The organism is Allobosea sp. AK1, from assembly GCF_006714945.1.
In the GTDB taxonomy this organism is placed as follows: Bacteria; Pseudomonadota; Alphaproteobacteria; order Rhizobiales; family Beijerinckiaceae; genus Allobosea; species Allobosea robiniae.
Genome location: NZ_VFMG01000001.1, coordinates 1,053,520 through 1,076,150, shown reverse-complemented (window position 1 = coordinate 1,076,150; position 22,631 = coordinate 1,053,520). Strand labels below are relative to the sequence as shown.

The window sequence follows — 22,631 nt, the reverse complement described above, 5'->3', positions numbered from 1 at the left end:
GGTTTATGATCGGTTGAGATCGTGTCTCGACCGGTAACGACCGCTCAATCCGTCTTCTTTCAGTCTGCCTTGGCGGCCTTGATCGTCACCGTGTCGCCTTCGATGGCGAAGGTGATGCTCATCCCGGCAGCCTGGGCGACCATGCCGGCATAGAGCGGCTGGACGGCATGGGCGTCGATCGTGCCTGTTTCCGAACGCCCGGCCAGAAGCTCCTCGACATGGGCGGGAATCCGGGCATGCGAGCCGGTCGCGGTGATCTCGAACGCGCCCTGCTCGCCCTCGACCGTGGCGCGGGAGACGAGCTTGCCGCCGCGCGGCACGGCCTGCGTCGCGATGACCAAGAGGTTGAGCAGGAGCTTGACCTGATTCTTCGGCAGCAATGCGCGCGGCGCTTCCCAGTCGAGCGAGAGCTTCTCGTCGTTGAGGAAGCCGTTGGCGACGTTGCCGGCGTCGCCGAGGTCGATCATCGCGCCGGCGGAACCGGCCGCACCGAAGGCGAGGCGGGCGAATTGCAGGCGGGCCGAGGCGGCGCGCGCGCTCTTCTTGATCAGCTCCAGCGCGAAATCGCGCATCGACGGATCGTCTTCCTCCAGAACCTCGAGAGCGTTGACAATCGCACCGACCGGGCTGATCACGTCATGGCAGACGCGGCTGCAGAGAAGCGCGGCCAGATCGAGCGGCTCGAGCGAGATGGCGGTCATGGGGGCGAGGTCCTGGAAACGGGGTTGCGCCGGATTGAGGCGTCGTTGTCGTTCGATATGCTGCTATCTTGGTTTTCATGTGGTTAATCGCCATATCGGGACCGTTATGAGAAGGATGGGCCGCGATGATCGGCCGTGACGATCCCCGCCTGCGCGACCGCGACGGGCTGGGGCGTAAATTGGCGGAAGCCGCCGGGTTGAGCGCCGCCGTCCTGCTGGCGAAGCGGACGGCGCGCGACGTCACGCTCAAGAGCGACGGCTCGCCGGTCTGCTCCGCCGATCTTGCGGCCGACCATGCCGCCAAGGAGGCCTTGGCGCGCCTGTTGCCCGGCTTTCCGATCGTCAGCGAGGAGACGGCGCAGAACCCGGCGCCCGGCGACATCTTCATCCTGCTCGACCCGCTCGACGGCACGCGCGAGTTCCTCGCGGGCGGCGACAGCTATTGCGTTGCGATCGCGGTGGTCCGCGATGGCCGGCCGATCGCGGGTGCGATCGCGGCCCCGGCGACCGGGCGGCTCTGGTTCTCCGGCATACATGCCTATGTCCAGGATTTCGGCCCCGACGGCGCCCTTTTGGGCGCGGCCCGGCCGACGAGCGTGCGCGCCGTCCCGGGCGAGGGCCCGGTCGCGCTGGTCAGCCGCTTCCATGGCGACGGCCGCAGCGACGGCATCGCGGCATCCATGTGCTGCAGCAAAGGCATCCCGGTTTCGTCGGCGGTGAAGTTCGGGATGATCGCCTCGGGCGAGGCGGACCTGCATGTCCGCTGCGGCCAGACGATGGAATGGGACATCGCTGCCGGGGACGCCATCCTTTCGGCAGCGGGCGGGATCGTGCTGACGCTGGACGGCGCCTTGCCCGATTACGGCCGCAGCGAGCGGCAGTTCCGCAACCCGCCCTTCGTGGCGGCATCGAGCGAGGCCCTGGCGCGCCAGGCCATCGCCGGGGATTGCGGCGGCTAAGCTTTCTAGCGCGCCACGAAACGCAGGACCGCGTTCCAGCGGCTCTCGGCCTGCGCCAGCAAGCCGGCATTCTGCAGGAAACGCTGGCGGTTGGCGGCGGAGCGGAACAGGAACAGGCGCGATCCGATGACCGCAAACTGGCTGGGGTCGCTGTCGACGGCGACGCCGTTGGCGACGCCGGTCGGGTCGAAGCCGCCGAAAGCAGGCATGTAGACCTCCGGTGCATCGCGGAAGGCTTCGAGATTGGCCTGCGAGGCGAAGCGCCAGACGAAGCGATCCTGGATGAGCTCGTATTCGGCGCGCCCCGCCGCGGGCTTGGCTCCAAGCCGATAGGAGACGGGATCGAAGCCGTTGATGGCGAGGCCGGTGCGCAGGTCCCGCTGCATCACTTCGCCGAGCGAGGGCAGGTCGGGCAAGCCGGAGGGCAGGGCCGGGAAGGGGTTGGACGCTGTGGTTTCCGGCGCGACCGAGGGCGCGCTGGCAAGGGCCGTCTGTCCGATCAAGGCGAGCGAGACGGCAGCGGCGGCGAGCGAGATCCAGCGCTGCCTTGTTGCGGCCTTCATCGCATCAAATCCTCAGGTAAGTCCCATCCCGGGCCGATCGGCTCTCCGGAATCTTCACGCCTTGGATAGATTTGCGGCGTATCAAATCCGTTACCGAATTGATTCGCATTCGCCGGACGTCATGCTTCGACGCCCGGCCGGGCGGCGGACAGCCCAGGATCGGCCCGCCCCCCGGCCCGTATCGCATCCATTCCGAGCCGGCTGCCGCGCAGCCGCCGCCGGTGCCGAGCGGACGGACGATCGAACCGCCCCGGCGCTCTGCCTCGTCTGGCGCCCTGCCTGGAGATGTCGCTGATGACCCAGACCCGCCGTAACCTGATCAAGGCCGGTCTCGCCATGGCCGGCGCGAGCGTGAGCGGATTGCCGCTGGGCGCGCGCGCCCAGAACTACCAGAACCAGCAGTCGTTCAGCCAGAACGAGCTCGTCGGCTCCGGCCACAAGTTCTTCGGAAACGTTTCGCGCGGCCTCGCGCTGGCGATCGAGGAAGCGGTACGACGCTGGGGCGAGCCGAACGGCTATGTCCTCGGTCAGGAGGCCTCCGGCGCCTTCGTCGGTGGGCTGCGCTATGGCGAGGGCCAGCTCTATACGCGCAATGCCGGCGACCGCCGGGTGTTCTGGCAGGGTCCGTCGATCGGCTTCGATTTCGGCGGCGAGGGCGCGCGCACGATGATGCTGGTCTACAACCTGCCGGCGGTCGATGCGCTCTACCAGCGTTTCGCCGGGGTGGACGGATCGGCCTATTTCATCGGCGGCTTCGGCTTCACCGCGCTGACGGCGGAGGGCATTACGGTCGTGCCGATCCGCACCGGCGTCGGCTGGCGGCTCGGCGTCAATCTCGGCTATCTCAAGTTCACGCCGCAGGCGACCTGGAACCCGTTCTAGCCGCGGGGCGTACGGTGCCGAAAGATGGTTGCCCTCACGTTCGGGCGACTATCTCTGGCCATGACATGGCTGGCATGGCAGATTCGGCCTGAGCCCATGCTGCATCGCCGGGAGCCTTGAGACTTGATCGAAGCCGCCATGCTGTTCGCGCTCGGCTTCCTCTGCGCGGCTTTGCTGGCTCTCGCAGCCGTGCCGGCGCTGGCGCGGCGGGCCGACCGGCTGGCGCGCAAGCGAGCCGAAGCAGCGTTCCCCTTGTCGCTCGCCGAAATCGCCGCTGACCGCGACCATTTACGCGCCGAGCTTGCCCTGCGCATGCGCTCGGCCGAGCAGGATGCCGAACGCGGCTTTGCCGCCAAGGCCGGCGCGATGCAGGAACTCGGCCGGCGCGACATGACGATCGGGCGGCTGGAGCGCGAGCTCGGTGAGCGCGATACCCGGATCGGCGGCCTCGAGGCCGATCTCGCAACGACACGCAGCGCGCTTTCCGATACGCAGGCCGCGCTCGCGAGCGAGCGCTCCGGCCATGGCGAAACGACGGCTGCGCTGGAGAAGCGGGTGGCGGATCTCGCCAGCCTCGAACGTAATCTGGAAGAGACGCGCGCGGCCCTGACAGGCACCGGCACCGACCTGGTCGCGCGCAATGGCGAGCTGGCGCAGGAGCGCGAGACCGTCGGCCGGATCGAGACCTTGCTCGCAGAGCGCGAGCGGGAACTGACTGAGAGCCGCAGCCATGCCGAGAAACTGCGCGTCGAGCAGGTCGAGGGCGGGACCCGCCTTATGGTGTTGCAGGGGAAGCGCGACGAACTTGCCGGCAAGCTTGCCCTGACCGAGGAGCGCCTTGCCTCCAGCGAGGCGGCGCTTTCCGCGATGACCAGCGAGCGCGATGGCGAGCGGGTGCGGGCCGACGCGTTCAGCGCGCGGGCCACGCAGGCCGAGGCCGGACTCGCCGCCGCCGATGCCCGTGCCAGCGCGGCAGAGGTGGCGGCGCAGCAGCTCGAAACGCAGCTCCGGCAGGAGCAGGCCGAGCATGCCGCGACAAAGGACATGCGTGGAGCGCTGGACCTGGCGCTGGCCGCCGCCAGGAGCGACCATGAGGCGGCCAAGCGTCGGAACGGGGAGGAGATCGCGACCTTGCAGGACGCTCAGAACGAACGCGAGAGCCAGATCGAGATGCTGCGGGCCGAGCTTCAGACGTTGCAGGGCGCGCTGACCCAGGCAAGGGCCGACCGGACCCAGCTCATGGATGACATCTCGGCCTTGCGCCGGGCCGGGGGTGCGGGAGCCAATGACGCGGCGCTTCGCCAGGAGATCGTCAAGCTGGCAGACCGGCTGATGAGCGCGGCGCCGAAGCGGGAAGCGGCGGAATAGGTGGCTGGCGCCGGGCACCTCCGGCGATCGAATTCTTCCCCCGCCCTGGATTTCACTTTGCCATTCGATGCTCTAGGAAGACCGTGTTCCCGGCGTTCCCGCGCCATCTGAATGGTTTGAAACGTGACCGACAGCCGCTTCGATCTCCTTTGCCTCGGCGAACCGCTCGGCGAGTTCAATGCGACCCGCGCCGAGAGCGGCGCCTTCCAGTTCGGCCATGGCGGCGACACCTCGAATTGCGCCGTCGCGGCGGCGCGGCAGGGCATGTCGGTCGGCTATCTCGGCGCGCTCGGCGACGATAGCGCCGGCCATTCGATCCGGGGCCTGTGGAAGCGCGAGGGTGTCGACGACACGCATGTCTCGACCCATCCAACTGCTCCGACAGGCCTGTATTTCGTCGATCACGGCCCGTCGGGCCATGTCTTCTCCTATCTGCGCGCCGGCTCCGCCGCGAGCCTCTACGGCCCGCGCGACCTGCCGCGCGACCTGATCCGCTCCGCCCGCATCATCCAGGCCTCCGGCATCAGCCAGGCGATCTCGGCCGACGCCTGCGATGCCGTGTTCGAGGCGTTCGAGACCGCGCGCAAGGCGGGCGTGCTCACCGCCTACGACACCAACCTGCGCCTGAAGCTCTGGCCGCTGACCCGCGCGAAGGCGATCATCCATGCCGCCTGCGCCATGGCCGACATCATCCTGCCCGGGCTCGACGACGCGACGCAGCTCACAGGGCTCAACAATCCCGATGCCATCGTCGATTTCTATCTCGGTCTCGGCGCGCGGGTCGTGGCGCTGACGCTCGGCCATGAGGGCTCGCTGGTGGCGACGCCGGTCCGGCGCGAACGCTTCCGGCCGATCAAGGTCGATGCGATCGACGCGACCGGCGCCGGCGATTGCTATGACGGCGCCTTCCTCGCCGAGTACCTGCGCACGGGCGATGCCTTCACTGCGGGCGCCTACGCCAATGTCGCGGCGGCCCTGTCGACGCAGGGCTATGGCGCGGTCGCGCCGTTGCCGCGCCGCGCCGATGTCGAGGCGCGTATCGCGGCGGAGGCGCGTTCCTGATGAGTGTTCCGGTTCTGAAGCAGGCGGGCGATCTCCTCGCCCGCTACGATGTGCTGATCAGCGATGTCTGGGGCGTCGTGCATGACGGGCTCTGGGCTCTGGAGCCTGCCTGCGATGCGCTGATGGCCTATCGCGAGCGCGGCGGCACGGTGGTGCTGCTCTCGAATGCGCCGGGGCCATCGAAGCAGGTCGCCGGTTTGCTCGATGCCAAGCGCGTGCCGCGCGAGGCCTGGGACCGGCTCGTCACCTCCGGCGACGTCACGCGCGCCCTGATCGCGCAGAGCCATCACAAGCGCGCCTATCACATCGGCTGGCAGAGCGACCGGGCCGTGTTCGACGGGCTCGACGTCGCGCTTGTCGGTGAGGAGCCGGCGGACATCGTCGTCGCGACCGAGCTCAACGATTACCGCACCGAGACGCCGGAGCAGTACCGGCCGCTGCTCGAGCGCTTCGCCCGGCGCGGCCTGCCTTTCATCTGCGGCAACCCGGATCTCGTGGTGCATGTCGGCGAGGACCTGCTGCCCTGCGCCGGTGCGCTCGCGACGATCTATGAGGAACTCGGTGGCTCTGTCGCCTGGGCCGGCAAGCCCCATCGCCCGGCCTATGAGCTCGCGCTCGCGGCAGCGGCCGATGCGCGCGGCGGTCGGTCGGTCGAGCCCGGCAAGGTGCTGGTGATCGGGGATGCCGTCCGCACCGACCTGGCTGGCGCGCGCCTGATGGGCTTCGACAGCCTGTTCATCGCCGGCGGCATCCATCGCGACGAGACCATGCGCGGCGGGGAGGTCGATGCGGCCGGCCTCGCCAAGGTGCTGGACGGATTGCCCGTCCAGCCGATCGCAGCGATGGGCGCGCTGGCCTGAAGGTCGACGTCAGTGCGCGTCGCCGGCACGGGCGTCGCGCAAGGTCGTCAGGGTGACGGCGATGCAGAACAGCATGCCGATGATCGAGAGCACGGCCGCCGCCCGGAAGCCGACCATGAAGGCGTCGCTGGCGCGCGCCAGCATCGGCCCGGCCTGATCGGGCGAGAGCCCCGAGGCCAGCGCCAGCGCGCCGCCCAGGGTCGAGCGTGCCGGAGCGAGCGCATCCGTACTGACGCCGGACACGGCGATATCCGCCATGCGGCTGCGATAGAGCGCGGCGCCGAGGCTGCCGAGAACCGCGATGCCGAGCGCGCCTCCGAGTTCGGCCGAGGTTTCCGACATGGCCGAGGCCGCGCCGGTGCGCTCGGGCGGGGCCGAGCCGACGACGATGCCGGTCGTCAGCGTGATCACCGGCGTGAAGCCGATCGAGAACACGACCGAAGCCGCGACGATCTGGATCAGGCTCGGTGCGAAGACGAGCCAGACGAAGCCCAGTGCCGAGACCGCCATACCGCCGGCCATCAGCGCTGCCGGCTTGTAACGCCCGACAAGGGCGGGCGTCACGAAAGAGGCGAGCGTGAAGGCGACCGCCGAGGGCAGCGACCAGAGTCCGGCCTGCAGCGGCGTCAACCCGGCAACGAGCTGAAAATACTGTGCCAGGAAGATGAAGCTGCCGAACATGAAGAGGATGCTGGCGAGGTTGATCGTCAGCGCCGCGCGGAAGGCCGGTATGCGGAACATGGCGAGGTCGACCATCGGGTCGGCGAGCCGCTTCTGCCGCCGGATGAAGATCAGCACGAAGGCGAGGCCGACGAGGATCGCCACGGCGGCCAGCCAGTCGAAGCCGTCGGCTGCCCAGTGCTTGATGCCGTAGACGAGCGCCAGCACGGCCGCGAGCGAGAGCAGCGCGCTCGGGATATCGAGGCGCCCCGCACGCGGCGCGCGATATTCCGGCAGCAGGATGGGGCCGATCGCGAGCAGGAGCAGCATCGGCGGCACGGCGATCAGGAAGACCGAGCCCCACCAGAAATATTCGATCAGGAAGCCGCCCACGACAGGGCCGATGATGGCGCCGGCCGAGAAGCTGGCGATCCACATCGAGATCGCGAAGGTGCGCTCCTTCTCGTTCGTGAACATCACGGTGATCAGCGAGAGCGTCGAGGGCGCCAGCGTCGCGCCGGCGATGCCGAGCACGGCGCGCATCGCGATCAGCATCTCCGCGCTGTTCGAGAAGGCGGCGACCGTCGAGGCCACGCCGAAGAACGCAGCGCCGATCATCAGCAGACGGCGGCGGCCGATGCGGTCTCCCAGCGTGCCCATGGTCATCAGGAAGCCGGCGACCATGAAACCGTAGATGTCGATGATCCAGAGGAGCTGGCTGGCGCTCGGCTTCAGTTCGCGCGTCAGCGTCGGCACTGCGAGGTTCAGCACCGTCAGATCCATCGAATAGATCATGCAGGGCAGGGCGATCGCGATCAGGCCGAGCCATTCGCGCCGCGTCGCCTTCGTCTCGCCTTGGGTCGAAGCGGGCGCGGCCGTCATGGTTGTCTCGCAGGTTCGCTGTCAGGCCGGGCTCTCTGACATGACAGCGCGGCGGAAATTGGCAGGAGAGGCGATTTTTTGCCTGTCGGCCGCGGCCGGCTGTTATCCCGGCTGGGTTGCCGGGGGCTTGCGCAGATGCGCGACGATATCCTGCCAGAGGCCGTCCAGGGGGCGGAAGACGAAGCGCACCGTCGACTTGCCGGGCGGCACGACGACGGCCCGGAACAGCACATTGGCCCGGAGCAATTCGGCTGGCTTTCCGTCGATCTCGACTTGCCACCAATGGTGCCAGACATCGTTGAGCACGAGATAGCCGCCGCGCGCCGTCTCGGCCGCCAGCGTCACGGTCGTGGTGCCGTAGTCGCGGATCGCGACGCTGTCGGGACCGAGGGGGCCGGTCGGGAGCGGCGGCGGATCGCGGTCGAGGAGGACGGTGCGGCGCGGGTCGAAACCTTCAGGCCACGCGCCGGTCTTGAGGATCGCATCGAAATCCGCCTTCCGGGCATCGGTCACCAGCAGCACGCGCGGCAGGGCGCGCGGATTCTCGTAGACGAAGGCGTCCTTGGTGCGGGCAATCTGCCTGAGGTCGCCGGGTTTCAGGCGCTTGTCGATCTGCTCGACGGGGACGCCCGTCGCGATGAAGCGCAGGCCGAGCATGTCGGCAAGCTGCGAGCGGTAGCCCGGCATCAACGGCGAGAAAGTGCGCTGATCGGGCAGGGCGACATGGTCGCCGGCGCCGGTCGCCTTGGTGTAGAGGCCGAGGCGCAGCGGGTTGTAGCCCAGCGTGTTGTCGAGGTCGTGGACGAGGCTGGCATTCGGCCAGTGGAAATCGATGCCCGCGAGCTCGATGCGGTCGCGCCGGTCGGGGGCGGCGGTGCGGGCCGTCTCGCGTTTCAGCAGGGCGATGGTGTCGTTGCTGCTGTCCTTGCGCAGCACGTCGTACATCTTTGCGGGCAGGGCGGTGGATTCGCTCGGGCCGTTGTTGACCGCGAGGTCGATGGTCAGCGTCGCGGCGAGAACCAGGGTCGCCGCGAGTACGGACCCTCGTTTGGCAAATCCGCGCGCTGCAACGAGGCCGCCGAGCGAGAGCATGCCGCACAGCGCCGCGATGACGAGCGAGATGGTCGCGACCGGAATGCGCCCGACCGTCCAGGCGAGCCAGATGGCGAGCGCGAGCGCGCCGATGAAGATCAGCGCTTCGAGGGCGATCTGCCACGGCCGCGCCTTGGGGGCAGTGCCGGTCATGACGAGATGGGTCAGGTAGCCGCCGAGCAACGCGAGCAAGGCACCGAGGATGAAGAGCGCATCGGCCGGGCGGCGGTAGAAGCTGATGCCGGGCAGTTCGAACAGCACGCGGAAGGCCGGCGTGTAACGGCCGAGCGCGAAGAGCAGGACGATCAGCGCCGCGATGGTGAGCGGAACGATCTCGCGCCGCCAGAGCGCACCGCGGACGAGGCCCACCGTGAGGATCAGCCCCATCGGCAGCAAGCCGAGATAGAGCTGGCTCATATTGCGGGCGAGGAAGAGGCTGAGCGGCCCGAAGCGCGCCTCCCAGGCCGGGCTCGGCGCGCCCCAGAAATCGGCGAGCGGCCCGGCTGCACCGTAGAGATTGGCGAAGAGCCCCGTCAGCAGGGCGGCCGGGTGCAGCGAGCCCTTGCCGGCCTCGACGAAATCGATGACGGGGCGGTTCGATTCCTGCGCGATGAAGGCGGTCAGCAGGATCGGGATCGTCGCGACCAGGACGGCGCCGAGCGTGCCGGCGATGAGCGGTGGCAGGCTCGCACGGAAGGCGCGCCACGGGCTCTGCGCCATCAGGATCGCGGCAATGACGAGGCCGGCGAGCACATAGACCCCGAGTAAGGCGACCTGGTCGCGCCCCAGAACCATGAAGCCCGAGACGATGCCGGCAGCGAAGCCATAGCCGATCGAGCCACGCTCCAGCGCGCGCGAGAGCAGGAAGAGCGTGACCGCGAAATAGCCCAGGCTGAGCACCTGCCCGACATGTTGGATGCGCCAGGCTGCCGCCGCGCCGAAGGCGAAGGCAAGCGCCGCGACGACAGCGCCGGCCGGATGCCAGCCGCGATCCCGGAAGATCAGGACGATCGACAAGGCGCCGAGCAGCAGCGTGCCGAGGACGGCGCCGTCGCTCCAGCGGAAATCCGGAGCCGGGTTCAGCAAGGCTATCAACGCGAAGGATGGCGAGAAGATCAGGGATTGCGGATCGGCGACCTGCGGCGAGCCGGAAAAGACATAGGGCGTCCAGAACGGCGAGAGGCCCTTGTGCCAGGCATCGGCAAGAAACTGGAGCTGCGGATGGAAATGCGCCTTGGCGTCCCAGGGAATGGTGAGAGTGCCCGACAGCCAGGGCCAGGACAGGGCGAGCCAGGCAACGAACACGATCGCGCAGACGTTGGCGAGCGGCCAGCGCACGGGGCTCTCGGGCAAGGCGTGTTCGGGCTCGGGCATCAGCCAGGCCTGATCGCAAACGGGAGCGCGGTCAATCCGTCGGGGCGGCGCGCGCCATCAGCGCGTCCATGTCGATGAAATGGCCGGCACGGTCGCGCTTGGAGGCGAGATAGCGGACGTTATGGGCATTCGGCCGCCCGAGCACGCGCTGGGTCGCGGCAACTTCAAGCCCTGCCGCCTCGATCGCGCCGATCTTCTGCGGGTTGTTGGTCAGCGCCACCACGCTGGAAACGCCGAGCTGCTTCAGCATCGTCGCGGCGAAATCGAAATGGCGCTGGTCGAGATCGAAGCCGAGGACCTCGTCGGCGTCGTAGGTGTCCCAGCCCTGGCTCTGCAGCTTGTAGGCGCGCATCTTGTTGGAGATGCCGTTGCCGCGGCCTTCCTGGTCGAGATAGAGCAGGATGCCGCCGCCGTTCTCCGCCATCCACTGCACGGTCTCGCGGAGCTGGTCGCCGCAATCGCATTTCAGCGAGCCGAACAGGTCCCCGGTCAGGCAGGCCGAGTGCAGACGGACCGGCACGGCGGCCGAAAGATCGGGCTTGCCGACGATGATCGCGACCTGGTCGCGCAGGCCCTCGCCGCCGCGGAAGACGACGAATTCGGTATCGGTAGCGCCTTCCAACGGCACCGGCGCGCGGCCGACGACCTTCAGCGTCGCCGCCCGCTCGGCGCGGTAGCCGTTCACGGCCGCGACCTCGACCTCGACGAGCGGTTCGCCGGCGACCGCTTCGACACTCACGGGTACGAGGATTACCGCCGGCAGCACCAGCGAAAGACGCGAAAGCTCGAGCGCGGCCTCGTCGAGGGCGGAGGCTGGCGCGACCGGCGCATCCATGCGGCCGTCGATCTTGAGCGCAAGCGTCTCGATGCGGTCGGTGTCGATCGTCGGCAGCGCGAAAATGCCGGTCTCGAGCCGCCCTTTGGCACCGAGACGGCGCAGGCGTGCGGCGCTCAGCACGAGATGGCCGCGACCCTGCGCCAGCGTGTCGAAGCTGCGGGCGAGGTCGGCGTCGGCGAGCTCGGCGGAAAGGGCCAGCGCGAACCGCTCGCCCTCGCGGAGCAGGACCGGCCGGCCGGCACGAAACTCGGCAATCGCCCGTTCGACCTTCACGAGATCCGTCTGGAGGGATGGGCCGAAGAGCGTACGCGACTCAGGCATCGAAAAGTCCGTCAGATTGGGCCGGCGACCGGCCGAGGGGCATCCAGGGCACCATCGGTATCGATATAGGGCTTCGCAGTGCACTCTGCCAGCAACGTGGCCGGCATGGTGCGGGTTCCACGATCAAAACCACGTCAGGCCGCGTCCGTCGGCAAGCGAAAGTGGGAACCTCCGGAGCGCATCGCCGTCCTATGGGCGCAACCGCTTGAATATGGGATGAATGCCGTTCCGGCAGCGGGTCAGGGGCTTTCCGATGCAAGACGAGATGCCGATAACCCGCACGTACAGCCCGATTGCCCGGACGCTGCACTGGATCACGGTGGCGGCCGTCTTCCTGATGATCCCGGTTGGCCTGACCATGAGCTATCGCGGCAACGTGCTGAACATCTGGGACGGGCTGACGAACGGCCTCTACAGCGCGCACAAGCTCACCGGCTTCCTGCTGCTATGGCTGATGGCCGGACGGCTCGCCTACCGCCTGCTGCATGGCGCGCCGCCGGACGAGCCGACGCTGGCCTGGTGGCAGAAGGCGGCCTCGCATCTGGTGCATTGGCTGCTCTACGGCCTGCTGCTCGTCGTGCCGCTGCTCGGCTGGATCGGGGTTTCGCTGTTTCCGGCGCTGACGATCTTCGACCTGTTCGACCTGCCGGCGCTGGCGAGACCGAACGAAGAGGCGGCCAAGCGCGTGCTCGACATTCATGGCAAGCTCGCGCTGGCGACCGGGGCGCTCGCGCTGATGCATATCGGCGCTGCGCTGCATCACCGCCTGATCCTCAAGGACGGCGTGATGCGGCGCATGCTGCCTTGGGTGAGGTAAGGCGGCTCTAGATCGGCCGGGCCCAGAAATCCTGATGGCCGATCATCGCCGACTGCGCCTCGCGGCGCGCCGCGAGCCAATCCGCTACCGTCTTCGGATCGAGGCGGCCGGTTTCGCCGGCCGCTGCGGCGATGCCTTCCGCCAGCGCTTCCCGCAACGGCCGATATTTCGCATCGAGTTGCCAGTTGCTGTCGCCGCTCGAGATCGCGAAGCCCGATTTGCGGAAAGCTTCCGCCATGATCTCGCAGGCATCCGGGCCGGCCGCAGGGCCAAAGCCCTTGTCGCCGTGCTGATGGTCGGTGAAAGCGGCATGGATGCCGGAATCGGCCGGATGCTCCGGCTGCCAGGTTTCGCGGCCGTCATGGGTGAGCACGGCGTAAAGCGGCAGGTGCTGGCTGGCCAGCGCAGCGACGAAGCGTTCGATCCAGCGCTTCGAGGCGAGGTCGAAGAGGGCGGCGGCGGTGACCAGATCGGGCTGCCAGCCCAGCACCCATTCGAGATCCTTGTTCAGGTCGACCTTGCGGGTGTCGACCGTGATCGCCTTGCCGTCCTTGGCGAGCACGAGTTCCTCACCCTGCTCGCGCGCCTCGTCGGCCCAGTCGGTGAGGCGCTGGCGGGCGAAGGCGAGGAGTTCGGCGTCGTGATCGACCAGCGTCCAGTGCTGGCGGTCGGGCAGGGCGGCGTAGGTCGCGCGCAGGTTCGACCCGGCGCCGCAGCCGAGATCGAGCACCGAGAGCGAGGCCTTCTCAGCGAAATAGCCACCGACCGCGGCGAGAACCTGCGGATTGCGCGCCGCGTGATCGACAGGCTCGCGCAATGCGAGCCATTCCGGAGAGAAACCAGCCATTACCCCACCTTTCGGCCGCCCTCGCGCAGGCAAGCCTGCGCGACGATGCGCGCGGTTTCGTCCCACCGCGGCAGATCGCCGGCAGCGGCCCACGCGGCATCGGCACGCTGCCGACGCTCTGCCGGCGCATCAATCAGCCTCGCGAGCGCCTTGGCAAGTGCCACAGCGTCACCTGGCTGCACCTTGAGGGCGGCGGCATCGGGCAGGGCTTCGGCGCCGGCCCCGCTCAGCGTGGTGACGATCGGAAGGCCGCGGGCGAGTGCCTCGGTCAGCACCATGCCGTAGCCTTCGTAGAGCGATGGCATCACGAAAAGATCGGCTTCGTCATAGACCTGGGCGAGCCTTTCGGCTCCGACGCTACCGGTCAACAGGATGCGTTCCGCCAATCCGGCGCGGGCGACATCGTCGCGCAGTGCCGCTGCGGCTGCGGGGGCATGATCGGGCGAGCCGGCGATGGTCAGAGTCCAGGGCCGATCCGCGATCGCTGCCAGCGCATCGACGAGGATGCCGTAGCCCTTTCGCGGAATGAGCGAGCCGACGGCGAGCATGTGGAGCGCTTCGCCGCGTTCGGAGCCCTTGGCTCTTGGTGCCGGATCGGCGCCGGGGATCGCGACCGCGATGGTATCGGCGGGGACGCCGAATTCCGCCGTCAGAGTAAGTTTCGTCGCTGGGCCGGTGACGACGACGGCGCGTGCATGGCGCAGGGCCAGCATTTCGCTTCGTCGCAGCCTCTCCGCCGTCTCCGGGCTGAGTCCGGCTTCCAGCGCCAGCGGGTGGTGCACCAGTGCGACAAGCCGATCCGCGAAGCGGGCCGCGAGCGCTTCGGGGAACGCACCGAAGGCGAGGCCGTCGATCAGCAGGATGTCGCCGGGGGCGGCAGTGGCGAGGAGCTGTTCTGTCGCTCCAAGGTCTTCGGCCGTCGGGAGGGGAAAGGAACCGGGCAGGGCGAGATGGCGGGCCTCGACGCCGGCTTCGCGCCATTCGCGCAGCAAGCGCCGATCATAGCCGTAGCCGCCTGTCGGTGCATCGATATCGCCGGGGATGGCGAAGACGATGGCGCTCACGCGAGCGCGCCCTCGTAGCTGGCGCGGGCGAGATCGGTCTCGTGCAGGGTCACGCGAATCTTGCTCAGCCCTGCGCCATCCGCGCCGAGCGCGCCGGCCTTCGCCGCCGCGGCCATGGCGTCGAAGATGTGCTTGCAGAGGAATTCGGTGGTGGTCAGCACGCCCGCGAATTGCGGGAGCGCGTCGAGGTTCTGATACTTCAGTGGCTTCAGCGTCTCGGCGAGGGTGTCGAGCGCCGCGCCGATATCGACGACGACGTTCTGCCTGTTCAGAGATTCCCTGAAGAAGGCGACATCGACCACGAAGGTGGCGCCGTGCATGTTCTGCGCCGGACCGAAGAAGGGATCGGGCAGGGAATGGCCGATCATGATGCGGTCGCGGACTTCGACGGAAAACATGCGATCTCCCGGGGATTGGGTTTCAGGCGGCGCGGTCAGGCGCGCGTTTCATAGCAAATCGCGGCTGTCAGGCCAGCGGCGCCGGGCGCGAGCAGGCCGGGCAGGCGCTCGGCTAGGTCGCGGAAGGCGATCTCGTCGGTGATCAATGCATCGAGCCGGTCGTCGGCGAGCAATGCCATCGCGGCCTGCGACCGGCGGGCATAGTCCCAACGTGGGCGCCGCGAGGCCGAGACCAGGCCGACCTGCGAGGAGAAGAGCTGGAGCCGGCGGGCATGGAAGGCTCCGCCGAGCGCGGCGGGGACGGCGCCTTCGCCATACCAGCTCAGTTCGACGACCCGTGCCTCTGTGCCGGCGGACGCGATGGCGGTCGCGAGCCCTGTCGCCGTGGCGCTGGCATGGAAGACGATATCGGCATCGACAGGTGCTGCGTCGGGCAATGCGAAGTCGAAGCCGAGAGCGCCGGCGAGCGCGGCGCGGCGCGGCTCGACATCGACGAGCGTGACCTCGGATCCCGGCAGCCGGGCGGCCAGCCAGGCGACGAGCAGGCCCAGCACGCCGCCACCGACGATCACGATCCTGTCAGCGGGACCGGAGGCGGCATCCCAATGGGCGTTCAGTGCCGTTTCCATGTTGGCGGCGAGGATGGCGCGCCGGGCCGGAACCGTGTCCGGCACCGGGACCAGGCTGCCGCGCGGGGCGACGAAGCGGTCCTGATGGGGATGAAGGCAGAAGACGATGCGGCCCAGCATGTCGGGCGGGCCGGCATCGACGCGGCCGACGGCGCAATAGCCGTATTTGACGGGAAACGGGAAGTCGCCCTGCTGGAACGGGGCCCGCATGCGTTCATGCTCGGAGCGGGGCACGCGGCCTTCGCAAACCAGCCGCTCGGTGCCGCGGCTGACGCCGCTCCACAGCGTCGTGACGAGGCAGTCCTCCGGCCCGGGAGCGGGCAAGGCAATCTCATTCAGGTTGCATTCACGGGGTGCCGTATACCAAAGCGCAAGAGCCTTTGCCCTTGCGTCAATCGAGGTTGCAGGCTTTAGCTCCCGCGCCATTCGCGTCCGATCCCGTCCGTCCGAGCCTGTCTGCCTACCATGACAGAGACCGCCATGAACCAGCGTCCCGCTCCGACCACGTTCCGGCGGGCGATGCAAGAGGCCGGGCCGAGCGGCCTGACCCCGGCCGGGCTGCAGGCGGAAACCGCGCTGCGCCGCCGGCGGTTCCTCGTCCTCGCCTTGAATCTCGTGACGCTCGCCCTGCTGGCCGCCGGGCTTGCGGGGGTACTTGGGGCCGGAGGCTGGACCCCGGCCGACGTGGCGATCTTCGTCGCCTTCCTGTTCGGTGCGCCCTGGACCGTGCTCGGCTTCTGGAATGCCGCGATCGGGCTCTGGCTCCTGCACCGCAAGGCGGATGGGCTTGCCGACGTCGCGCCCTTTTTCGCAGCCGGAGGGCAGGCGACGCCGCTGACCTTGCGGACCGCCGTCCTGATGACGTTGCGCAATGAAGACCCGGCGCGCGCCTTCCGTCGGCTCAAGGCCGTCAAGGACAGCCTGGATGCGACGGGCGAGGGCGTCTGGTTCGATTATTTCGTGCTGTCGGATACCAACGACCCCGCTGTCGCCGCGGCCGAGGAAAGGCTGGCCGAAGCCTGGGCGCGCGAGATCGGCGAGCCGGCGCGCCTGACCTATCGCCGCCGCAGCGACAATGCCGGATTCAAGGCCGGCAACCTCCGCGATTTCTGCGAGCGCTGGGGCGAGCGCTACGAATTGATGCTGCCACTCGACGCTGACAGCGTGATGGCGGGCGAGGCGATCCTGCGCATGGCCCGGATGATGCAAGCGCATCCGAAGCTCGGAATCCTGCAAAGCCTCGTGGTCGGCATGCCCAGTCGCTCCGCCTTCGCCCGCATCTTCCAGTTCGGCATGCGCCACGGCATGCGGCCCTATACGATGGGCTCGGCCTGGTGGGCCGGCGATTGCGGGCCGTTCTGGGGGCACAACGCCCTGGTGCGGATCGCACCGTTCCGCCATCACTGTCATCTCCCGGTGCTGCCGGGCGGGCCGCCGCTGGGCGGAGCGGTGATGAGCCATGACCAGGTCGAGGCCGTGCTGATGCGCCGGGCCGGTTACGAGGTGCGCGTGCTCCCGGTCGAAGGCGGAAGCTGGGAGGAGAACCCGCCGACCATGCTCGACTTCGCCAAGCGCGACCTGCGCTGGTGCCTCGGCAACCTGCAATATCTCAAGTTGCTCGACCTGGCCGGCCTCAAGCCGATGAGCCGGTTCCAGCTGATCTGGGCGATCCTGATGTTCCTCGGCCTGCCGGCCTGGACGCTGATGATCGCGCTCCTGCCGCTGAAGGTGTTCGAGGATCGGGCGATCGCCGATTATCCGGCCGTGCTTGCCGGCGGGCTCTATCTCCTGTTCCTGGCGATGTACCTCTCGCCGAAGCTGGCGGGCTTCGCTGACATCCTGCTCACGCCGGGCGGCGCTGCGCGTTACGGCGGCCGGGCGCGCTTCCTGGCCTCGGCTGCGATCGAACTCGTCTTCGCCTTCCTGCAGGGCGCGGTGTCGAGCTTCCGGACGACGCTGTTCATGGCCGGGCTTGCCTTCGGGCGAGCGAGGATCGGCTGGAACGGGCAGGCCCGCGACGTCCATGCCCTGTCCTTCGCGACGGCCTTCGCCGGCCTGTGGCCGCACCTGCTGTTCGGGGCCTATCTGTTCGCCACGCTCGGCGTGATGGCGCCGGCGGTTCTGGTCTGGTCGCTGCCGCTGACAGCTGGCTATGTGCTGGCGATTCCTTTCGCCATGCTGACCGCGTCGCCCGGTTGCGGCGCCTGGCTGGCGCGACGCGGGCTCTGCGGCATCCCGGAGGATTTCGACCTGCCGCCGGTTCTGGTCGCGATCCGCGACGGGGAGGCGGCATGAACGCCGTCACCTATACGAAGGGGACGGTGAAGGCGCTCTCGCGCTCCTTGCGCATCTATCACGGCGACAAGCAACGCCATGCGGCGATGGACCGGCTCTACGGGGCATTCCTGGGGCCGGGCGATCTTGCCTTCGACGTCGGCGCTCATGTCGGCGACCGGGTCTCGTCCTTCCGCCGCCTGGGTGCGCGCGTCGTCGCACTCGAGCCGCAACCGGGCGCGGCCCGCGTCATCCGCCTGATCCATCGGCGCGATCCGCTGGTGACGCTGGTCGAGGCGGCCTGCGGCGATCACGAGGGCTCGATCGTGCTCCGGATCAACAGCCGGAACCCGGCTGTCTCGACGGCCTCGGCCGCCTTCATCGGCGCGCCTGCCAGCGTGCGTGGCCCGGAAGAGCAGGCGCCTTCGGAAGAGCAGGCCTGGGATCACGAGATCGCGGTGCCCTGCACCACGCTCGACCGATTGATCCTGCGCTACGGCCTGCCGAAGCTGCTCAAGATCGATGTCGAAGGCTTCGAGGCGCATGTGCTGGCGGGGCTGACCAAGGCGGTGCCGGTGATCTCCTTCGAATTCACGACGATGCGGCGCGAGGTTGCCGAGGCCTGTCTCGTCCTGCTGGAAACACTCGGCCCCTATCGCTTCAATGTCGCGATCGGCGAGAGCCAGATGCTCGAACTCGGCGAGCCCGCGAGCGCCGAGGCGATGGGCGATTTCCTGCGCGGCCTGCCGGGCGCGGCCAGTTCGGGCGATGTCTACGCCATCCTGACGGCCTGAAGGCGCTTCGAAAGGCATCCGGACGGGCGTTCGAGCCGTCATCGCTCGCTGTCGTCGAGCGGAACGATGCTGCTTCCCGGCCGTTGCCGGAGAACCCGAAGCCCGCCGGGTCGCAGCCAACCATGGCCCGGTTCCTGTCCAGCCCGGTCAGCCCAGGTTCATCCGGCCGCGATCAGGCTGTTTCGGAAACCGTCACCAGGGATCGCCATGACTCGTTTTCTTCGCCCGCTCGCCGTTTCGGTCGCTCTTCTCGCCTCGCTGACGGTTGCGCGGGCAGCGGGCGATATCGCCGTCGAGGTGAAGAACGAATCCGAGCCGGTGCTCTGCGCCGAGAAGGACAACGTCACGATCAAGGCGATCTCGCCCGAGGTTCGGCGCTTCCAGATCGTAGCGGCGCATCCGGCTTATGTCGCCGGCCTGGTGCGCGACAACTGGGATGCCGACTGGACGAATTGCGACATGAAGGGCGATCCGTCCTTCGCATCGCCGACGCCGCCACGCCGCGTCACGTTCTGGGAATCGATCGATTACTGGCTGGTCGGCTACACCTTCCCGAGCTTCTGGCGCCCGGCGGAGACGACCTTCCGCGTCGGTGACCGCGTCGAGAAGGGCCTGCATCTCGTCCAGCTCTGGAAGCTCGGCAAGGACAAGTCCCACGAGGTGCTCGTCGTTTATCCGCAGGACGGCAACTGGCGGGCCAGGCCGCTGCCGCCGGAGCATCTCGGCTTCTCCTCCTACGGCTCCTCCTTCCTGTTCGGGCCGATCGAGCAGGACGGGCGCCCGGTGGTGAACATCAAGGAGATCGCGTTCGATCCGAAGACGCTGACCTTCAAGCTGAGTTTCAAAGACGGTTCGTCCGGTAGTCTCAAGCTCGACAGCGTCGACGAGAACCGGATGGTGCTCGATGCCGTGCTCGACCAGCCGGTGACCGGTGGCAAGGGCTTCGTCGCGCTGCGCTCGATGTATGTCACCGAGTTCAACAACGACGTCGCCCGCATCGCGCTGCGCGAGCCGGGCGCCAAGGGCTGGCGCGAGGAGGCACTGATGTCCTATCCCGGCGGTAAGGCGACCGATATCTGGATGGGGCGCACGACGCATTCGCGCCACAACACCTCTTCGCCCGACATGGTGTTCCGGCGTTTTTCCAGCGATCCGAACCCGCCGCCGAAGCCTTAAGCGCCGTCACTCTCGGGCTTGCTCCGAGAACCTCATGACCAGTGAGGACTGGTTTTCGAGATGCTCGGGTCAAGCCCGAGCATGACGCGGAATGCGGCCGCAGCGGAACGCATTCCCTCCCTGCCGCGTTTGGTCATGACGCGGCGGGCGCATCGGTCTAACCTGCGCCGACCGATCCGTGCCCAGCCTGCAGAGAGCCTCATGCCGCGTTTTGCCGCCAACCTGTCGATGATGTTCACCGAATGGGAGTTCCTCGATCGCTTCAAGGCGGCTGCCGAGGCAGGGTTCGAGGCGGTGGAGTTCCTGTTCCCCTACGAGCATACGCCCGAGCAGGTCGGACTGGCATTGGCCGGCGGGGAGCTGACGCAAGCGCTCTACAACCTGCCGCCCGGCGATTTCGGCAAGGGCGAGCGTGGCATCGCGGCACTGGCCGGGCGCGAGGACGAGTTCCGGGCTTCGGTCGATACGGCGCTGTCCTATGTCCACGAGACCGGGGTCAAGCGCCTGCACATGATGGCAGGGCTCGCCGATCCCAACGATCCCGTCGCGCAGAAGACCTATCGGGCCTCGCTCGCCTATGCCGCCGACAAGCTCGGCGAGCAGGGCATCGATCTCCTGCTGGAGCCGATCAACGGCAAGGACATGCCGGGTTATTTCCTCAACGATTTCGACCAGGCGGCGGCTTACGTCCGCGAATCCGGCCGGCCGAATGTCCGATTGCAATTCGACATGTATCATTGCGAACTGATCCACGGCGACGTCTCGGCGAAGCTGAAGGCGCTCTATCCGCTCGTCGGCCATGTCCAGATCGCCCGCGCCAATGGCCGCCATGAGCCAGATGCCTCGGGGCCGGATTACCCGACGCTCTTCAATGAACTCGACGGCCTCGGCTATGACGGCTTCGTCGGCTGCGAGTACCGGCCGGAGGCCGGCACGCTCGAAGGGCTCGGCTGGTTCGCGCCCTGGCGGAAGCCGCTCTGATGCGCCCGCCGTCGATCTCCTATCCGGTGCTGGTCGCCGATATCGGCGGCACGAACTGCCGGCTGTCGCTGGTGACCGATGCTGACTGCGCGCACCGGCCGCTGGCGCGGATCGGCACGGGCAGCTACCCGACGGCGGAAGCCGCCTTTGCTGCCGTGCTCGCCGACGTGCCGGAGAAGCCGCGTTCGGCGGTGATCGCCGTCGCCGGCCCGCTCGATGGCCGGCAGGCGCAATTGACCAATGCCGTCTGGCATCTCGATGGGCCGCGGATCGCGGGCGCTCTTGGCCTGAGCCAGGGCCTGATGGTCAATGATTTCGAGGCGCTCTCGGCCTCGCTCGCGGTGCTGAGGCCCAGTGATCTCACCACACTGGTCGAGGGCGATCCCGAGCCTGAAGGCGTGAAACTGGTGCTCGGGCCGGGCACCGGTTTCGGCGCCGCGGCGCTTCTGATGCGGGGCGAGCGCGGCGTGCTGATCCCGACTGAATCCGGCCATATCGGTATCGGCCCGGAGGACCAGACCGAGCAGAAGATCTGGCCGGCGCTGAGCGAAGGCATCCCGCGCCTGACGGTCGAGCATCTCCTCAGCGGCGACGGGTTGGTACGCCTGCACAAGGCGGTGGCCCGGACCTCCGGCATGCTGGAGGCGGAGGTCAGTGCGGCGGATGTTTCCCGCCTCGCCCATGACGGCGATCCGGCGGCGCTGATGGCGGTGGTCTGCTTCTGGCGTCTGCTGGCGCGGGTCGCCGGCGATCTCGCTCTGGTCTTCAAGGCGACGGGCGGCGTCTACATCGCCGGGGGTATCGCACCGCATCTCTTGCCGCTCGCGGACAAGACGGCGATTCGCGCAGCCTTCGCCGGCAAGCCGCCGATGGAGGATCTGGCGGAACGTTTTGCCCTGCATGTCATCACCGCGACCGATGCGGCCGAGCAGGGACTGGCGGCGATTGCCGCGAATCTCCATCGCTTCGGGCTCGACGATCCCAAGCGGCTGTGGTTTGGCTGAGCGGCCTTCTCACCACGTCGCATAGGTCCGCGTGCAGCCCATCCATTCGATCCAGGTCCTGCGCGCGCTCGCGGCCTTCATGGTCGCGATCCACCATGTCCAGCCGGATGCCGCCGTGGTGGCCGCGCGCGCGGGCCTGAGCTTCACGCGCAGCGATCTCCTGCCCTGGATGGCGGGCGTCGACATCTTCTTCGTCGTCTCCGGCTTCATCATGGTCCATGCCTCGCAGGACCTGTTCGGTCGCGACGGCGCCTCGCGCCTGTTCCTGAAGCGCCGACTGGCGCGCATCGTGCCGCTCTACTGGGCGGTCACGACGCTGTTCCTGCTGGTCGGGCTGGCGGTTCCCGCTGTGCTCAATTCCGGCGTGCCGAGCCTTGGGCAGGTTCTCGGCTCCTACCTGTTCTGGCCGGTGGTCTCGACTCAAGGCTTCGTCCAGCCGGTCTATTCGCTGGGCTGGACGCTGAACTACGAGATGCTGTTCTACGCCCTGTTCGCCACCGGCCTGACGCTGCCGCGGCGCTGGACCTTGCCGGCCATCACGCTCGCTCTGGCGCTTTTGGTCGCAGCCGAGAGCCTGAACGGGCCACTCTCGCTGCCCTTCGGCTTCTGGGGCCAGCCGATCGTGCTCGAATTCGCGGCGGGGATGGGGATTGCAGTCCTCCGGCAAAAAGGCTTGCGATTGCACGGGGCGTTGCGCATCGCCGTTGCGATAGCCGGTGCCGCATTATTGGTCGCGGCTGCCCATGTTCCGGGCGCGGACGGACCCTGGAGCAGCGTGTTTTGGCGCGGAGGGGCAGCTGTCCTGCTGATGCTCGCCGCCGGCTGCGGCCGCGAGGGCATCGTGCCGCTGCGGCCGGTGAAGGCCTTGGCCGCGGTGGGTGACGCCTCTTACGCGCTGTATCTCGTCCATCCCTTCGTGATCCGGGGGATGCGCGAGGTTGTGCTGCGGCTCGGTTTGCATTCACCGACGCTCTATATCGCGCTGGCGCTCGCCGGTTCGGTGATTGCAGCGCTCCTGCTCTACCGTTTCTTCGAGAAGCCGGCGACGCGGCTGGCCCGGCGCTGGCTCGGAAGTTGAGGCGGCT

21 protein-coding genes are annotated in these 22,631 nt (G+C 68.2%); 12 read left to right on the top strand and 9 right to left on the bottom strand.

Translation table 11 applies throughout. From position 1 onward, the window contains the following. Positions 1-59: 59 nt before the first annotated feature. Entirely contained in the window at positions 60-701 is a 642-nt protein-coding gene (gene chpT, locus FHT98_RS05550; RefSeq protein ID WP_142112985.1) for a histidine phosphotransferase ChpT, read from the bottom strand. A gap of 125 nt (positions 702-826) precedes the next feature. Here chpT and FHT98_RS05545 point away from each other — a divergent pair, with 125 nt between their 5' ends. Further along, positions 827-1,660, top strand: coding sequence for a 3'(2'),5'-bisphosphate nucleotidase CysQ family protein (locus FHT98_RS05545; protein ID WP_142112983.1), 834 nt, complete (start codon positions 827-829; stop codon positions 1,658-1,660). Between the two features lie 5 nt (positions 1,661-1,665). On the opposite strand, the gene FHT98_RS05540 is transcribed toward FHT98_RS05545, so the two are convergent. Further along, positions 1,666-2,223: a YHS domain-containing (seleno)protein gene (locus tag FHT98_RS05540; RefSeq protein WP_142112981.1), complete on the bottom strand. Its 558-nt coding sequence runs from the start codon at positions 2,221-2,223 to the stop codon at positions 1,666-1,668. Between the two features lie 294 nt (positions 2,224-2,517). On the opposite strand from FHT98_RS05540, the gene FHT98_RS05535 reads away from it, so the two are divergent. The 4 genes from FHT98_RS05535 (at position 2,518) to FHT98_RS05520 (ending at position 6,395) form a co-directional block, all read left to right on the top strand. After that, a complete protein-coding gene (locus FHT98_RS05535) occupies positions 2,518-3,105 on the top strand; it encodes a DUF1134 domain-containing protein (protein WP_082617556.1) in 588 nt (195 codons plus the stop codon). Between the two features lie 123 nt (positions 3,106-3,228). Next, the gene (locus FHT98_RS05530) at positions 3,229-4,473 is read left to right on the top strand and encodes a coiled-coil domain-containing protein (RefSeq protein WP_142112979.1); all 1,245 of its coding nucleotides are present in this window, start codon (positions 3,229-3,231) and stop codon (positions 4,471-4,473) included. A 123-nt stretch (positions 4,474-4,596) separates the two neighbouring features. Beyond that, positions 4,597-5,535 (top strand): sugar kinase, encoded by a 939-nt coding sequence (locus tag FHT98_RS05525; RefSeq protein ID WP_142112977.1) that lies wholly within the window; start codon positions 4,597-4,599, stop codon positions 5,533-5,535. Beyond that, positions 5,535-6,395, top strand: coding sequence for a TIGR01459 family HAD-type hydrolase (locus FHT98_RS05520; protein ID WP_142112975.1), 861 nt, complete (start codon positions 5,535-5,537; stop codon positions 6,393-6,395). Before FHT98_RS05525 ends, FHT98_RS05520 begins: the two co-directional genes overlap by 1 nt. Before the next feature lie 9 nt (positions 6,396-6,404). Here FHT98_RS05520 and FHT98_RS05515 read toward each other — a convergent pair whose 3' ends face one another. The 3 genes from FHT98_RS05515 to ribA form a co-directional block, all read right to left on the bottom strand. Continuing rightward, complete coding sequence (locus FHT98_RS05515; RefSeq protein WP_142112973.1) at positions 6,405-7,937, bottom strand: MFS transporter; 1,533 nt, start codon at positions 7,935-7,937, stop codon at positions 6,405-6,407. Positions 7,938-8,039: 102 nt separating this feature from the next. Continuing rightward, on the bottom strand, positions 8,040-10,403 hold the full coding sequence (locus FHT98_RS05510) for a glycosyltransferase family protein (protein ID WP_248309152.1): 2,364 nt from the start codon (positions 10,401-10,403) through the stop codon (positions 8,040-8,042). A 31-nt stretch (positions 10,404-10,434) separates the two neighbouring features. Further along, a complete protein-coding gene (ribA, locus tag FHT98_RS05505) occupies positions 10,435-11,562 on the bottom strand; it encodes a GTP cyclohydrolase II RibA (RefSeq protein ID WP_142112970.1) in 1,128 nt (375 codons plus the stop codon). A gap of 265 nt (positions 11,563-11,827) precedes the next feature. Here ribA and FHT98_RS05500 point away from each other — a divergent pair, with 265 nt between their 5' ends. Then, positions 11,828-12,379: a cytochrome b gene (locus FHT98_RS05500; protein WP_248309151.1), complete on the top strand. Its 552-nt coding sequence runs from the start codon at positions 11,828-11,830 to the stop codon at positions 12,377-12,379. 7 nt (positions 12,380-12,386) lie between these two features. Here the strand turns inward: FHT98_RS05500 and FHT98_RS05495 are convergent, their stop codons facing one another. The 4 genes from FHT98_RS05495 to FHT98_RS05480 are packed head-to-tail and all read right to left on the bottom strand — an operon-like array spanning position 12,387 to position 15,743. Then, positions 12,387-13,226, bottom strand: a complete 840-nt coding sequence (locus FHT98_RS05495; protein ID WP_142112965.1) for a class I SAM-dependent methyltransferase — start codon at positions 13,224-13,226, stop codon at positions 12,387-12,389. Beyond that, a complete protein-coding gene (locus tag FHT98_RS05490) occupies positions 13,226-14,290 on the bottom strand; it encodes a glycosyltransferase family 4 protein (RefSeq protein WP_142112963.1) in 1,065 nt (354 codons plus the stop codon). Before FHT98_RS05490 ends, FHT98_RS05495 begins: the two co-directional genes overlap by 1 nt. Further along, positions 14,287-14,688, bottom strand: coding sequence for a 6-pyruvoyl trahydropterin synthase family protein (locus tag FHT98_RS05485; RefSeq protein WP_061969554.1), 402 nt, complete (start codon positions 14,686-14,688; stop codon positions 14,287-14,289). The genes FHT98_RS05490 and FHT98_RS05485 overlap by 4 nt, the downstream gene beginning before the upstream one ends. Positions 14,689-14,723: 35 nt before the next feature. After that, the gene (locus tag FHT98_RS05480; protein ID WP_142112961.1) at positions 14,724-15,743 is read right to left on the bottom strand and encodes a zinc-dependent alcohol dehydrogenase; all 1,020 of its coding nucleotides are present in this window, start codon (positions 15,741-15,743) and stop codon (positions 14,724-14,726) included. Between the two features lie 54 nt (positions 15,744-15,797). On the opposite strand from FHT98_RS05480, the gene mdoH reads away from it, so the two are divergent. The 6 genes from mdoH (at position 15,798) to FHT98_RS05450 (ending at position 22,624) form a co-directional block, all read left to right on the top strand. After that, positions 15,798-17,612: a glucans biosynthesis glucosyltransferase MdoH gene (gene mdoH, locus FHT98_RS05475; protein WP_248309149.1), complete on the top strand. Its 1,815-nt coding sequence runs from the start codon at positions 15,798-15,800 to the stop codon at positions 17,610-17,612. Further along, positions 17,609-18,385, top strand: a complete 777-nt coding sequence (locus FHT98_RS05470) for an FkbM family methyltransferase (RefSeq protein WP_142112958.1) — start codon at positions 17,609-17,611, stop codon at positions 18,383-18,385. The genes mdoH and FHT98_RS05470 overlap by 4 nt, the downstream gene beginning before the upstream one ends. Positions 18,386-18,592: 207 nt before the next feature. After that, a complete protein-coding gene (locus FHT98_RS05465; RefSeq protein ID WP_142112956.1) occupies positions 18,593-19,561 on the top strand; it encodes a hypothetical protein in 969 nt (322 codons plus the stop codon). A 201-nt stretch (positions 19,562-19,762) separates the two neighbouring features. Next, a complete protein-coding gene (gene otnI / locus FHT98_RS05460) occupies positions 19,763-20,542 on the top strand; it encodes a 2-oxo-tetronate isomerase (RefSeq protein ID WP_142112954.1) in 780 nt (259 codons plus the stop codon). Beyond that, on the top strand, positions 20,542-21,546 hold the full coding sequence (locus FHT98_RS05455; RefSeq protein WP_142112952.1) for a glucokinase: 1,005 nt from the start codon (positions 20,542-20,544) through the stop codon (positions 21,544-21,546). Before otnI ends, FHT98_RS05455 begins: the two co-directional genes overlap by 1 nt. A 31-nt stretch (positions 21,547-21,577) precedes the next feature. Beyond that, positions 21,578-22,624, top strand: coding sequence for an acyltransferase family protein (locus FHT98_RS05450; RefSeq protein ID WP_248309148.1), 1,047 nt, complete (start codon positions 21,578-21,580; stop codon positions 22,622-22,624). The last annotated feature ends 7 nt before the right edge of the window (positions 22,625-22,631 follow it).

Coding starts and splice junctions, on each gene's coding strand:
- FHT98_RS05500 (WP_248309151.1), top strand. CDS start 11,828: ATGCCGATAACCCGCACGTACAGCCCGATTGCCCGGACGCTGCACTGG.
- FHT98_RS05540 (WP_142112981.1), bottom strand. CDS start 2,223: ATGAAGGCCGCAACAAGGCAGCGCTGGATCTCGCTCGCCGCCGCTGCC.
- chpT (WP_142112985.1), bottom strand. CDS start 701: ATGACCGCCATCTCGCTCGAGCCGCTCGATCTGGCCGCGCTTCTCTGC.
- FHT98_RS05455 (WP_142112952.1), top strand. CDS start 20,542: ATGCGCCCGCCGTCGATCTCCTATCCGGTGCTGGTCGCCGATATCGGC.
- FHT98_RS05520 (WP_142112975.1), top strand. CDS start 5,535: ATGAGTGTTCCGGTTCTGAAGCAGGCGGGCGATCTCCTCGCCCGCTAC.
- FHT98_RS05465 (WP_142112956.1), top strand. CDS start 18,593: ATGACTCGTTTTCTTCGCCCGCTCGCCGTTTCGGTCGCTCTTCTCGCC.
- ribA (WP_142112970.1), bottom strand. CDS start 11,562: ATGCCTGAGTCGCGTACGCTCTTCGGCCCATCCCTCCAGACGGATCTC.
- FHT98_RS05485 (WP_061969554.1), bottom strand. CDS start 14,688: ATGTTTTCCGTCGAAGTCCGCGACCGCATCATGATCGGCCATTCCCTG.
- FHT98_RS05545 (WP_142112983.1), top strand. CDS start 827: ATGATCGGCCGTGACGATCCCCGCCTGCGCGACCGCGACGGGCTGGGG.
- mdoH (WP_248309149.1), top strand. CDS start 15,798: ATGAACCAGCGTCCCGCTCCGACCACGTTCCGGCGGGCGATGCAAGAG.
- FHT98_RS05480 (WP_142112961.1), bottom strand. CDS start 15,743: ATGGCGCGGGAGCTAAAGCCTGCAACCTCGATTGACGCAAGGGCAAAG.
- FHT98_RS05470 (WP_142112958.1), top strand. CDS start 17,609: ATGAACGCCGTCACCTATACGAAGGGGACGGTGAAGGCGCTCTCGCGC.
- FHT98_RS05510 (WP_248309152.1), bottom strand. CDS start 10,403: ATGCCCGAGCCCGAACACGCCTTGCCCGAGAGCCCCGTGCGCTGGCCG.
- FHT98_RS05515 (WP_142112973.1), bottom strand. CDS start 7,937: ATGACGGCCGCGCCCGCTTCGACCCAAGGCGAGACGAAGGCGACGCGG.
- FHT98_RS05535 (WP_082617556.1), top strand. CDS start 2,518: ATGACCCAGACCCGCCGTAACCTGATCAAGGCCGGTCTCGCCATGGCC.
- otnI (WP_142112954.1), top strand. CDS start 19,763: ATGCCGCGTTTTGCCGCCAACCTGTCGATGATGTTCACCGAATGGGAG.
- FHT98_RS05495 (WP_142112965.1), bottom strand. CDS start 13,226: ATGGCTGGTTTCTCTCCGGAATGGCTCGCATTGCGCGAGCCTGTCGAT.